Source organism: Nocardia sp. NPDC052316 (assembly GCF_044547795.1).
Classification (GTDB): domain Bacteria; phylum Actinomycetota; class Actinomycetes; order Mycobacteriales; family Mycobacteriaceae; genus Nocardia.
In genome coordinates this window covers 339,949-352,303 of sequence record NZ_JBIUBB010000001.1, presented here as the reverse complement: position 1 = coordinate 352,303, position 12,355 = coordinate 339,949, and the positions used below count along the sequence as shown (strand labels likewise).

The 12,355-nt window shown below is 68.6% G+C and carries 12 protein-coding genes; 4 read left to right on the top strand and 8 right to left on the bottom strand.

The genetic code is table 11. The features are described from left to right. Positions 1-64: 64 nt before the first annotated feature. Positions 65-652, bottom strand: a complete 588-nt coding sequence (locus ACIHA7_RS01570) for a TetR/AcrR family transcriptional regulator (protein ID WP_397284444.1) — start codon at positions 650-652, stop codon at positions 65-67. A gap of 95 nt (positions 653-747) precedes the next feature. On the opposite strand from ACIHA7_RS01570, the gene ACIHA7_RS01565 reads away from it, so the two are divergent. Further along, positions 748-1,179 (top strand): STAS domain-containing protein, encoded by a 432-nt coding sequence (locus ACIHA7_RS01565; RefSeq protein WP_397284442.1) that lies wholly within the window; start codon positions 748-750, stop codon positions 1,177-1,179. A gap of 19 nt (positions 1,180-1,198) precedes the next feature. On the opposite strand, the gene ACIHA7_RS01560 is transcribed toward ACIHA7_RS01565, so the two are convergent. Then, the gene (locus ACIHA7_RS01560) at positions 1,199-2,263 is read right to left on the bottom strand and encodes a DoxX family protein (protein WP_397284440.1); all 1,065 of its coding nucleotides are present in this window, start codon (positions 2,261-2,263) and stop codon (positions 1,199-1,201) included. A gap of 200 nt (positions 2,264-2,463) precedes the next feature. Here ACIHA7_RS01560 and ACIHA7_RS01555 point away from each other — a divergent pair, with 200 nt between their 5' ends. Then, positions 2,464-2,748 carry a hypothetical protein gene (locus ACIHA7_RS01555; RefSeq protein ID WP_397284438.1) on the top strand — a complete coding sequence of 95 codons (285 nt, stop codon included), beginning with the start codon at positions 2,464-2,466 and terminating at the stop codon, positions 2,746-2,748. 8 nt (positions 2,749-2,756) lie between these two features. Here ACIHA7_RS01555 and ACIHA7_RS01550 read toward each other — a convergent pair whose 3' ends face one another. From ACIHA7_RS01550 to ACIHA7_RS01530, 5 genes are all read right to left on the bottom strand, one after another. Continuing rightward, positions 2,757-3,614 (bottom strand): alpha/beta fold hydrolase, encoded by an 858-nt coding sequence (locus ACIHA7_RS01550; RefSeq protein ID WP_397284436.1) that lies wholly within the window; start codon positions 3,612-3,614, stop codon positions 2,757-2,759. A gap of 85 nt (positions 3,615-3,699) precedes the next feature. Continuing rightward, positions 3,700-5,349, bottom strand: a complete 1,650-nt coding sequence (locus ACIHA7_RS01545) for a class I adenylate-forming enzyme family protein (RefSeq protein WP_397284434.1) — start codon at positions 5,347-5,349, stop codon at positions 3,700-3,702. A gap of 17 nt (positions 5,350-5,366) precedes the next feature. Further along, positions 5,367-6,407, bottom strand: coding sequence for an NAD(P)-dependent alcohol dehydrogenase (locus tag ACIHA7_RS01540; protein WP_397284432.1), 1,041 nt, complete (start codon positions 6,405-6,407; stop codon positions 5,367-5,369). Continuing rightward, the gene (locus tag ACIHA7_RS01535) at positions 6,407-7,558 is read right to left on the bottom strand and encodes a serine hydrolase domain-containing protein (RefSeq protein ID WP_397284430.1); all 1,152 of its coding nucleotides are present in this window, start codon (positions 7,556-7,558) and stop codon (positions 6,407-6,409) included. The genes ACIHA7_RS01540 and ACIHA7_RS01535 overlap by 1 nt, the downstream gene beginning before the upstream one ends. A 47-nt stretch (positions 7,559-7,605) precedes the next feature. Beyond that, positions 7,606-8,973: a flavin-containing monooxygenase gene (locus ACIHA7_RS01530; RefSeq protein WP_397284428.1), complete on the bottom strand. Its 1,368-nt coding sequence runs from the start codon at positions 8,971-8,973 to the stop codon at positions 7,606-7,608. Between the two features lie 233 nt (positions 8,974-9,206). Between ACIHA7_RS01530 and ACIHA7_RS01525 the strand changes: the two genes are divergently transcribed. Next, positions 9,207-9,836, top strand: a complete 630-nt coding sequence (locus ACIHA7_RS01525; RefSeq protein WP_397284426.1) for a TetR/AcrR family transcriptional regulator — start codon at positions 9,207-9,209, stop codon at positions 9,834-9,836. Between the two features lie 162 nt (positions 9,837-9,998). Continuing rightward, the gene (locus ACIHA7_RS01520) at positions 9,999-10,772 is read left to right on the top strand and encodes a DUF6319 family protein (protein ID WP_397284424.1); all 774 of its coding nucleotides are present in this window, start codon (positions 9,999-10,001) and stop codon (positions 10,770-10,772) included. Between the two features lies 1 nt (position 10,773). Here the strand turns inward: ACIHA7_RS01520 and ACIHA7_RS01515 are convergent, their stop codons facing one another. Continuing rightward, complete coding sequence (locus tag ACIHA7_RS01515; RefSeq protein ID WP_397284422.1) at positions 10,774-12,354, bottom strand: diguanylate cyclase domain-containing protein; 1,581 nt, start codon at positions 12,352-12,354, stop codon at positions 10,774-10,776. Between the last annotated feature and the right edge of the window lies 1 nt (position 12,355).

The window sequence follows — 12,355 nt, the reverse complement described above, 5'->3', positions numbered from 1 at the left end:
CCCGGCTGTGAGCGAGCCGACACTCGGGGTGACCGGTTGCCCGACCGACATCGAGCTCAACGGGTCAGGCCGCAGGCTCGACGCGGTGACTGTCGATGAGGTTCCGCGCCATGGCTTGGGCGCGTCGGGCCGCATGCCGGTCACCCTCGGTGGCCGACACGATCGAGCCCTTCATCAGGATGTGCCAGGACCTGGCGAAGTCCTCGGGGTCGCGCAGCCCCGCCTCCTCGGCGCGAGACCGGACGACGCTGCGGATGGTGTCCAGGTGGTCGATGCTCGCCCGCCCGGCCGGATGCTCCGGCCCCATCTCCAGCAGCACATTGATGAACGTGCACGCCTCGAATCCGTCGGTACGGAACCAATCGTCGAGGACATCGAAGATGGCGAGCAGCCGCTCCTCCGCCGTGCTGCCCAGCCCGCGGGAGCGCTGCTCGATCAGCCCGAAGGTCCACAGCAACTCGCGCCGGGCCAGTACCGCGAGGACCAATTCGTCCTTGGTGCGAAAATGGCGATATAGAGTCGCTTTCGCGATGTTCGCCCTGGCGATCACCTCGTCGACGCCGACGTCTCGGATGCCACGCCGAGTGAACAGTTCGTAGGCGGTGGACAGGATCCGTTCGCGGGCACCGACAACCACGTCGTCGCTTGCCATCACGGTATAACCCTAACGCTGTACAGACCTGTCGGGCCATGCTTCACTAGGAAGACAGGTCTGTCCCGTGTGGAGACAGCCCGAGGAGTCGGCAAATGTCCCTCAACCACAACGAGCGGTTCTCCGGCCCACCTCCGGACCGTTCGGTACTGGAAGTAACTGAAGTCCTTCGTTTTTCGGTGTGCCGTCCGCGCCGCGATATCGCCGTGATGCTGGTGGTCGGTGAGATCGATCTGGGTACCGCGCCCAGCTTTCGTGATCAGCTCCGTCGGCTGTTCAGTGCCGGTGCCGCCATGGTCGTCCTCGACCTGTCGCCGGTCACCTTTCTCGGGGCGGCCGGCCTGCGGGTGCTGGTCGACGCGCAGTCCCAGGCCGAAAAGACCAGGCGCCGAATGGTCTTGATCACCGAGGCGCGCTGCGTCGATCGCGCGTTGGAGGTCACCGGCCTGGCGCCCAGCTTCCATCGGGTGCGGTCGCTGGACGCCGCGCTGGCCGACAACTCCGTGGGATACGAAGAGACGGCCTAGCTTTCGGGCCGGTACTGTCTCAGTTCAGCCTCTTCTCGACCCGGTGCCGAGCGGTGTCGGCGAACCGGCCGCCGCGCTTGCGCGCGGTGTCGGCCAGCTCCGGGCCACGATCGCGCGCGGTGTCCGCCAGCTCGGCGGCGCGCTCCCTGGCGACCTCCGCGTACTCCACGCCGCGCTCCTTGGCCAGCTCCGCCCACTCCGCGCCGCGGTGCTTGGCCACGTCGGCCAGTTCCGCGCCGCGCTCCCTGGCGAGCTCGGCCAGCTCGGCGCCGCGTTCCCGAGCGAACTCGGCCCACTTCGGTCCGCGCTCCTTGGCGAGCTCGGCCCATTCGGCGCCGCGGTGCTTGGCCACGTCGGCCAGCTCCGCGCCGCGGTGCTTGGCGACATCGGCCAGTTCCGCGCCGCGCTCCTTGGCCGTCTCGGCCAGCGGAGTCGCATGTTCCTTTGCGGCAGCGGCCCATTCGGGGCCGTGCTGCTGGACGGTCTCGGCGAGCTCGGAACCCTTGGCGGCCGCGGCGCTGCCGAGACTGCCTGCGGCGGCGGCGACCTCGTGCGCCCGACGCTTCAGCAGCTCGCTGGTCGCGCCGTCCGAGGAGCCGGTGAACGGCAGTGCCGCGGTGACCGTCGCCGCCGCGTCGCGGGCGGCCCGCTTGCCACGCCAGCCGAGCGAGGGCTTGCCCTCGGTATCGGCGGCCGCGATCATCAGCCCGCCGAGCAACCCGAGGTCCTTCAGGAACGCCTTGCGCTTGGTCGCCTTCTGCGCCGGGTCGGGCTCGTTCCAGAAGTCCTGTTCGGTGACCGTGGCCGGGACCACGGTGGCCGCCAGGACCAGCGCGGCCAGGCGTGGCGCCTTGCCGAGGGCCAGCAGCACACCACCGGCTACCTGCGCACCCGCATTGATCCGTACGACGGTTCCCGGATCGCTCGGCAACTTCGCGGCGTATTGCTCGGGCAGCTGACGCTGGCCTCGCTGCACCAGCTCGGTCGCCGCCTTGACTCGTGATTCCGGGCGTCGCAACGTATCGACACCCTCCACGACAAAGACAGTGGCCAAAAGCGGGCGGGCAAGTCGGCGTAACAACATGACGGATCCCTTTCCTCGACGGCTCTATTCGACCGGGTTCCCGGAAGGTGTCGCATCAAACCCGGTGGGCGGGGAGTAACGGGCGTATCGGACGTCGAATCTACACCGCGTAACAGCAAATAATTAGCGAACGATGACTGGTTGTGGATCCGCGCGGATCCGCGTGTCGTCGCTCAGCTGCTCGCCGGAAGGTACCGCCGATGAACTCCGCCACGGCCCCAACGACTTTCGAGGCCATCGTGGCCCCGCTGCCCGCCGCGCCGGGCTGTACTTTCCGCTTCGATACCGTGCCATGCCGACATCGCGCCGAATGGTTCATCCGCAAACGCGGCTGCTGCCATGTCGAGGGTGTCGACTTCCTGTGCGATACGTGTCACACCCGCATCCATTGGCTGCTCACCCTCGGCGTCGAATTCGAGTGCGCCGGTTGCGGTGTGCGCTCGGACAGCTTCACCGAGCTGTACCCCACCGCAGGGCCGCTGTAGCGGACCGCTCAGGACCCCCCGACGGCCTTCGGGACCGTTGTCCGGCCGGTTGTGGCCAGGAAATCGGTGATGACCGCGGTGACCCGGTCCGGGTCCTCCAGCATCGGCAGGTGCCCGCAGTCGGGCAGCTCGACCGCCGTGTGGACGTGCAGCCTGCGATTGAGGCGAGCGCCGGCGCGGGCCGAGAGAATGTGGTTCTGCTTGCCCCAGAGCGTGCAGATCGGCGGAAAGCCCGGCGGCGGGTCGAAACGGTCGAAGGCGGCGTAGGCCGGGAAGTCCTGGACCAGGCCGTGCAGGGCGAGCAGGCGGCCCCGATCGGACCAGTGGGCGCGCAGCCGCGGCGAATCCTGGAGTCGTTGCCGCTTGCCCCTGGCACCGAGCTGGTTGGCGAGGATCATCGAGACGGCGCGGCCGGGCAGCGCGAGCCTGCGGGCCAGCGGCCCCAGCGGCAGCCTGGCATCCGCCCAGGCGAGCGCCGCCGACTGCCCGGAGCTGACCGTGTCCCAGGTCAGCGGGTTGATCAGGACGAGCGCACGCACCCGTTCCGGATGCCCCATGGTGTAGCTCAGCGCGGTGGCGCTGCCGAGGCAGTTGCCGACGAGCACCACGTCGGTGAGGTGGTAGGCGTCGAGGAAGGCGCCGAGCATGTGCACGTAGTCGGCGAGGCGGTAGCCGGCCGCGGGTTGCTCGGACTCGCCGTAACCGGGGAGATCCAGCGCGAATACCTGGTGGTCGCGCCGCAGCACCGCCACCTGGTCGTCCCAGATCCGGCGTTGGGTGCCCGCGTTGTGCAGGAAGACCACCGGCGCGCCGCTACCGGCCCGATCGAAGGCGACAGCCCTGCCCAGATGCTCGAAAACGTCCACGGTGGCTCCTTGCGAGCGGCCGAGCGGCGATGCCCGATCCGTGCCCGATTTTACGGGGTCGCGGGCGGCCTGTCCGAAGACTGCCTCATACTTCGATGCCGGTGCGAACGACCTTTCCCGTCGCATTGCGCGGCAATGCCGTGGTGGTCAGGCGCCAGCGGGCGGGCACCTTGTAGTAGGCGATCCGTGCCGCGGCGAAGTCACGCAGCTCCGCTTCGGTTGCCGCCGAGGGGCTTTCGAGAACGACCAACGCCGCGACCGCCTGGCCGAGATCGGCGTCGGGCACCCCGATGACCGCGCATTCGCGCACGGCCGGGTGCTCCTCGAGGCACTGCTCGATCTCGGTGGGGTAGACGTTCTCGCCGCCGCGCAGGATGAGATCCGAACGCCGGCCGGACAATCGCAGCCTGCCCTCGGTGAGCACGCCGATGTCGCCGGTGCGCAGCCAGCGGTCCTCGGTGATGGCGGCCGCGGTCGCCGCCTCGTCGTTCCAGTAGCCCAGCATCACGTACGGGCTGCGCAGGCAGATCTCGCCTTCGGTGCCGTCCGGCACGGGGTTGCCCGCGCTGTCGCGGACCTGCACGGCGGCCCCGATGACGGGGCGGCCCACCGTATCCGGGAACGCGGCGAGCTCGGCCGGACCGGCCAGCGTCGCCGCGGTGCTGCACTCGGTGAGCCCGTAGCTGGTGACCAGCGCGGTCCGCGCCACCGGAAGTTGTTCGCGCAGTTGCTGTTGCAGCGCGGCGGAGGAGGGCGCCGAGTTCAGCGAGAAGGAGGCCAGCGAGGTCAGATCGTATCGGGACAGATCCTGATCGAGCAGCCGGGTGGCCATGGTCGGCATGGCGCCCCAGTTGGTGATGCGCTCGCGTTCGATGAGGCGCAGCACCCGATCCGCGTCGAACGAGCCCTGATAGAGCACGGCGGTATCACCGGTCACCAGCCGAGGTACCACCAGGTTGTGCAGGCTGGCGATGTGGAACAGCGGGGAGGTGAGCAGGAACCGCCGCCCGCTCGGCGGTTCGGTCGCGCCGGCGAACTCGGCGGCCATCGCGTCGTTGAACCGGTGATAGCCGATGACCGCCACCAGGTTTCGGTGCGAATGCACCGCGCCCTTCGGCCGCCCGCTGGTGCCGCTGGTGTACAGGATGACCGCCGGATCGTCCTCGTCCACCTCGGTGCGCGGGAGTGTGCCGCCGCCGAATTCGGCGACCAGGCCGGGCAACTCGGCCTCCATGGTGAGCACGGGCACCCTGATGTCCAGCTCCGCCACCAGCGCCGCGCGTTTCGCGTCGACGACGAGCACGGCGGGTTCGGTGTGCTCGACGCCGTAGGCGATTTCGCGGGCCGTCCACCACGCGTTGTAGCCCACCGCGATCGCGCCGAGGCACTGCGCCGCCCAGAACGTGACTACCCACTCGGGGGTGTTGGCGGCCAGAATGCCGATGCGGTCACCCTTTCGGATGCCGTAGCGGTCGCGCAGCGCCGTGGCCAGCGCACCGACCGCCGCCGCGTGCTCGGCGAACGACATCCGGCGGTCCTCGGTGACGAGATAGTCGCGTGCACCCCAGGCGGTCGACGCCGCGAGCACGTCGCCGAGCGACTTGTCGCGGTGCCGCAGCACCGGCAGCGGCGCGCCGAGCACGTCCTCGACCACCATCTCGAATCGGCCACCGGGCCCGGTCAACCGGGCCGCCGCGGCCGCCGCGAACGCCTGCTGATCGAAAGGCTTTGTCATTTACCGCACTTCCTCGTCTACGGAACCAATACCGCGCGGCCGGTGACCAGTCCGCGCTCCAGCCGGTCGAGCGCCGCGCGGCCCGCCGCCAGGTCGTATCGCTCGAGCTCGACCGTGAGCTTGCCCGACCGGGCCAGGGCGACGGACTCGATCAAGTCGGACTTGGTGCCGCCGTAGGACTTTCGTACCGACGCACCCCACGGCCAGCCCGGCCCGCCTGCGGGGCCCGCGGTGAGCTCCGGCGCACCGCCGCCGAGGCCGATCATCCGATAGGCGCCGTTCGGGGCAACCGACTCCACGGCGAGCGTGGCGGTCTGATCGACGCCCACGAAGTCGAAGACCGCGTCGGCGCCGCGACCGGCGGTGCGGTCGAGAATATGGCGCGCGGTGTCGGCATCCGCGAGCAGGCCCTCGGCCGCACCGCACCGGGCGGCCAGGGCGAGCTTGTCCGCGCCGACGTCGACCGCGATCACCCGGGTTGCGCTGGTCGCGGCGAGGATCTGCACCGCGACATGGCCGAGACCGCCGATACCGATCACCACCGCGACCGACCCTGGCCGAAGGTGGTCGCGGGCACCGCGGATCGCGTGATAGCTGGACAGTGCGGCATCGGCGAGCGGGGCGGCCTGCGCGAAGTCGAGGTCGCCGATCGGCACGAAAGCGCGTGCGGGGATGCGGATGTACTCGGCCATGCCGCCGTCCGGACCGAGCCCGGGACACGGCGGCATCGCGGTGCGGCCTGCGGCCAAGCAGACATTCTCGTTGCCGGACACGCATTCCCGGCACTCGCCGCACGACCAGCACAGGTAGACGATGCCGCGTTCACCTGCGGTGCGGCCGTCGACCTCGGCGCCGATCGCCTCGATGGTGCCCGCGACCTCGTGCCCGAGAGTCAGTGGCTCCTCGCGCATTCGGAACGGAATATGCAGCACGTGCAGATCGGAGTGGCAGATCCCGGCCGCGCCCACCCGCAGCAACAACTCGGTCGGGCCGATCTCGGGGACCGGAACCTCGCGCAGCTCGAGCACGCCCGGCTCGGTGAGTTGCAGCGCCCGCATCACGCGCCGACCTCGGCACCCACCGCGGTGAAGACCGCGCGCAGGTAGGCGTCGGCGCGGGCGGAGCCGATCAGGCCGGGCGCCATCTTGTTCATGGTGTAGGCGAAGGTGATTCGCCGGTCCAGGTCGTTGACGACGATGGCGCCGCCGAGCCCGGCCCACCAGCAGACCCGGCCCTCGGGCACCTGCGGTGCGGTCTGCCGCTGTGGCAGGCCGTAACCGATACCGAAGCGCAGCGGCAGCAGCAGCGCCAGATCGGGGCCGTCCGACTGCTGCTCGAAGATCAGCTCGATGGTCTTCTCCGACAGCATCTTTCGCCCGTCCATCGTGCCGCCGCCGGAGACCAGCGACTGGATTCGCGCCACCGAACGGGCATTGCCGTGGCCGTTCACCGCGCCGATCTCGGCCTGCCGCCATGCGGTGCTGTTGGCCTCCGCGAGATCGAGCAGGGGACTGGTGAGGGTCTTGACCAGGATGCTCGTCTGATCGAGCGAGGCCATGTCGAACTCCAGCATCGGCGGCGGTACCAACGGCGCGATCCGGTGATGGTGTTCGGGGGCGGTGCCGATATGGAAGTCGGCGCGCAACGGCCCGGCGAGCTCTTCGGCGAAGAACTGCCCGAGGCCGCGGCCGGTGATGCGGCGGATCACCTCGCCGACCAGGTGGCCGTAGTTGAGCGCGTGATAGCCCGATGCGGTGCCCGGCGTCCACCACGGCGACTGTGCCGCGAGCCGGGCGCTGGCCGCCTCGGTGTCGTAGATATCGGCCAGCTCGATCGGTTGCTCCCAGCCGGAGACCCCGGAGGTGTGCCCGAGCAGCTGTCGGATCTCGATGTCGCCCTTGCCGTTCGCCGCGAACTCCGGCCAGTAGTGCGCGACCCGCTGCCGCACATCCAGCTCGCCACGATCGACGAGCAGCAGTGCGCACAGCGCGGTCATCGTCTTGCTGATCGAGAAGACATTGACAAGCGTGTCCTCGGTCCACGGCACGGTGCGCGCGCTGTCGCGGTGCCCGCCCCAGATATCGACCACCGGCTCGCCGCCGACCGTCACACAGATCGCCGCGCCGAGTTCCTCGCCCGCGGCCAGTTGATTCGCCAATTCTGTGCGTACGCCGGCGAATTGATCGGCGCAGAAACCGGAAGTAGTCATCGTTGTCCGCTCACTCGCCGGGGGCGCTGTGTCCATGGTTCGCTCGCTCACGCGTGCTCGAGTGCGCGGGCAGGCACCGGCAGTGCGTACCCCTTGGCGGCGGCACGCTTTGCACCCCTTGCCATTTCCTTGTTCATGTCGCGGACGTACGGCTCGAACTCGAGCTGAATCGTGTGTCGCGGCGAGTCGTAGTAGCGCCCGGCCCGGCGCTGCTCGGCCGCACGAATCGCCTCGTGCATCTCCGCTTCGGTGGGCGGCAGGTACTTCCCCGTCAGGTAGGCGGCGACCAGCTTGCTCTGCTGCTCGGCGAAGTTCACCAGCGTCGGCAGCGGCTGCGCCAAGCCCAGATAGAACAGGTTGTCCACACCCGGCTTCATCATCTGCTGGAACAGGGGCATGCGGTTCTGCTCATCCGGCACCAGGTTCGGATCCGCGAAGAACGGGAAGCTGATGTGATAGCCGGTGGCGCAGACGATCACGTCCACCTCCTCGGTGCTGCCGTCGGCGAAGCGCACCCGCGGGCCCTCCAGCGCCGTAATGGCCGGCTTGAACGCGATATCGCCGCAGCCCGCGCGGTGCAGGAACTCCTCGCTGGCCGACGGATGCGCCTCGAACGGCGCGTGATCGGGCTTGGGTAACCCGTAGAACTCCATGTCACCGCGGAACTTACGGACGAAGCGCTGCTTGAGTTTGAGGCTGACCCTGCGCGGCATCCACGCGGGCACGCTCTGCTTGTCGCCGACCTTGCCGTGCACATACTTCGGCAGCACCCACACCCCACGCCGGGCGGAGACGGTGAGCTTCGCCGCGACGAAGCGCTGCGACAGCTCCGAGGCGATATCGAGTCCTGAGTTGCCCATACCGACGACCACGACCTTCTTGCCGCGCATATCGACCGGATCGAACGGATCGTTGTAGGCGTGGCTGTGCATCAGCACACCGTCGAATTCGCCGGGGTATTCGGGCATGCGTGGATCCCAGTGGTGGCCGTTGCAGACGATCAGCGCGTCGTAGTCGCGGGTACGACCGTCGTTCGCGGTGACCAGCCAGCGCCCGTCCGCCTGCCGCTCGGCCGCGGTGACCAAGCTGGCGAACCGAATTCTGTCCCGGAAGCCGAAATGGTCGACGTAATCCTTGAAGTACTGGAACAGCTGCGAATGATGCGGGAAATCCGGCCAGCCCGCCGGCGCGGGATAGTCCTCGAATGCCAGGCGGAACTTGCTGGTGTCGATGTGTAGTGACTGGTAGCACGCCGACATTCCGTTGGGATTCTTGAAGTACCAGTTGCCGCCGACCTCGTCCGAGGCTTCGAACACCTCGAAGGGAATGCCGAAGTCCTGCAGGCGTTTCGCGGCGGTGATCCCGGAGGGGCCGGCGCCGATGACGCAGACCCTGGGCAGATCGGTTCGAGTCAATTCACTTGTCCTCGTGCTGGGAGGGGGTCACCAGCGGTGGCGCGCCCGGCGCCGGAACCGTCCGTAGCAGTGCGGCTTCGGGGGTGACGTAGGCAACAACGTAACACTGGCTAGACATCGTGTCTAGTGAATGACTTATTGTCTAGTGAAGGCACGGACGGCACGGGCATCAGTAGACTTGCCCCAGCGAAAGTCGCACGTCAGCACAACTTTCCACCGACAAGGGGTAGCCGTTGCGCACGAACTCGACGCCGGCGGGCGGCAGCCTGCGCGACGAGCAGAAGCAGCAGACCAGGATCCGGCTGCTGGCCGGGGCGAAGGAGCTGTTCAGCACGCGCGGCTACGCGGCGGTGCGGGTCGACGACATCGTCGCGGCGGTCGGTTGCAGCCGGGCCACCTTCTATCTGCACTTCACCAGCAAGCTCGAGGTGCTGCGCGCGATCGCCGAGCAGAGCACCGCGCCCAGCGCGTTGCACTTCTACGAGGATCTGGACCGGGTGCTCGACACCGGCTCGCGCGCCGAGTTCGTCGCCTGGGTGACCAGGGCCATCGACTGGTTCCACGAGTACAAGGACCTGCTGCCCGCCTGGGACGAGGCCACCGCGCTGGAGCCGGAATTCCGGGAGATCGCGCGCAACGGCATCCTGGCGCTGCCAAACGCGATGACCTCTTACCTCGCCCGCTGGCCGGCCGAACGCGCCGACGAGGCGCGGCTGCGGGTGGAACTGCTTGTCGCCCAACTGGAGCGATTTTTCACCCGCTGGGCGGTCCAGGGCACCATCAACGTCTCCGCGGAACGCGCCGCCGAGGTGCTCACCGATATTTGGTTCCCGGCGTTGCGCGCGCCGCTCGACGGCGACTGAGCGAACCGGCGATTCGGCGCGGGATGCGGCCGTAGCTCGATATTCGCTGGCCCCGCGAGAATCGTGTTCTGGGACTCGATTTCGTAGCGGCCTGCGAATCTGTCGGTGCGGTGCGGCATCATCTGTGCACGCAGCCATCCACGAATATTGCTCGGAGTCACCATGCCGTCGCCCAAAACCAAGCCCAAGCCATTGTCGGACAGCGAGATTCAGCGGATCGCCACGGATATCGCCGGTGGCCGACCGCCCATGGTGTGGTTCACCGCCGCCGCGGTGGGCGTACCGGAAGGACGGTCGGGAAAGGTGATCTCCCTCGGCGACCCGGCCGACGGAGACTTCCTGCAGGTCCGGCCCACCGGATCGAAGGATGTACTGTCCTTTTCTCCGACAGAAGTGACGTTGACCAAGCCACCCCGAGGGGCGGCACCTGTTTCCACTGCCCAGCCGAAGTCGACAACCAGGAAGGAATCACCCGTGACCCAGCCGTCGACCTTGACGAGCACTGCGACACCACCCACCCCCAGTTCTGTCACGCCGCCACCGGTCGTCCCGAAACCCATTGCGAGCACCCCGGAATCCGACGATCAGGACGGCGGCGCGAGCAAGCCCGCCGCCAAGTCCACCCCGGCTCCGGCCAAGGCGGCCAAGGCGCCCGCCCGGCCGAAGGCGAAGGCGGCCGAGGTCACCGTCACCCTGACCGGCACCGCCGACGGCGAATGGTCCGTCGACGTCGTCAGCGGCAAGAAGCGCGCCGTGCGCGGGCTCGCGGTGCCGAGTTCGGCCGTGGCGCAAGCCGCCAAGATCCTGCACCCCGAGGTGGCCGACGTGGTGGCCGGCATCCTCGACGCGGCCAGGGAGGCGCAGGAGGCCAAGGTGCAGCAGCTACAGGCCGAGCTGGAGGCCGCCAAGCGCCTGCTCGACGAACTGGTCGACTAGCTCAGACCGCGGTGCTGGTGGATCTGGGGCTCGCGCGCCAGATCCGCCGGCCCGGCTCGGTGGCGGCATGCCGCGCCGGGTCGCCCGTCATGTGTCGCACAGGAGAATCGGGCGCGTGCCGCGCGTCGTCGTGGAACGCGTAGCCGAGCGAGTATTCCTTCGCGTGATACATGGCCGAATCCGCATCCCGGATGAGGTCGTAGACGGTCGATTCGGCGCTGCGCGGGCTGCCGCAGGCGATACCGATGCTCGCGGTGATCGGAATCTCGCCCGCGCTCAGGTCGAACGGCCGGACGAACGCGCCGAGCAGCTGCTCGGCGAGCGTCGCGGCCTGCGGCCGGTCGAGCGGCGACAGCACCACGAATTCGTCGCCGCCGTAGCGCGCGACCACGTCGTCGCGCAGTACCACCCGGCGAATTCGCGAGGCCGCGTTCGCGATCAGCTCGTCACCGACCGCGTGCCCGTAGCTGTCGTTGACCATCTTGAAGCCGTCCAGGTCGATGAACAGCAGGCACAGCGGCTGCTCGGCCCAGCGCTCGCTGTTGCGGTTCAGCGCGCGCAGCAACGCCGATCGGTTCAACAGCCCGGTGAGTACGTCGTGATCGGCCTGATACTGCGCGCGCCGCTCACTGCGGGAGCTGCGCACGATGGCCCGCTCGCTGCGCACCAGCACCCCGATGAGCAGCAGCGCGAACAGCGAGGACACCACCACTCGGTTCAGCGGGTCCAGCGCGGAGCCGACCACGGGGACCAACGACGCCACGATCAACGCCATCGCGATGAAGCTGGCGCGCTGCCGGGAATGGTGCGGATGGATCTGTCGCGGCGTACCGAGGCTCGTCATCGTCGGGTGCAGCGCCGCGACGCCGACGATCGCGTACGCCGCGAGCAGTGGCACCATCAGCATCTGGCGGCCGATCGTCATGGCGCCCGTTGTCTCGAGGCTGTAGCCGAGGTCGCCGAGCAACGCCGCGAACAGTCCGACGTGGAGCAGGCGCAGCGAGGATTCCGAGCGGATCGACGTGGCCACCGAATGCGCGATCAGCGTCAACAGCATCGCGTCCAACACCGGGTAGGAGGCGGCCACCATCGTGTTCAGGGTGGTGTTGTGGGCCTGCAAGATCGGTGAGATCAGGAACGTCCAGGACGCGAGCAGTGCGCCGAGCCCGATCAGCGCGGAGTCCAGCAGCAGGTCGTAGTTCGAGCGAACGCGACGCGGGCGCAGCCAAATCAGCGCGGCGAGGCCGACGCCCATGTATCCGAGCAGCGTGAACACATCGTCGAGCGGGTGCAGGCCAGGTTCGGCGATATTGCGCAGGGCGGCGCCGGTGCCGGACAGCACCGCCGAGGCCGACAGCAGATACCAGGGCAAGGGGTGGGTCGGGCGGTACGCCCAGAGACCGAAGCCGATCATCGCGACGGTGCCCGCGAGGACGATCGTCAGTGTCACCAACGACAGGAGCTGGGAGTCGACCGTCACATGTACTGCGATCGCGGCCGCGCTCACCCCGAGGAGCAGGGCGTACCACCGTGTTCGGAACTGGTGCCGCTGGTCTGCCGAACGCTCTTCGCTGACTGTCATC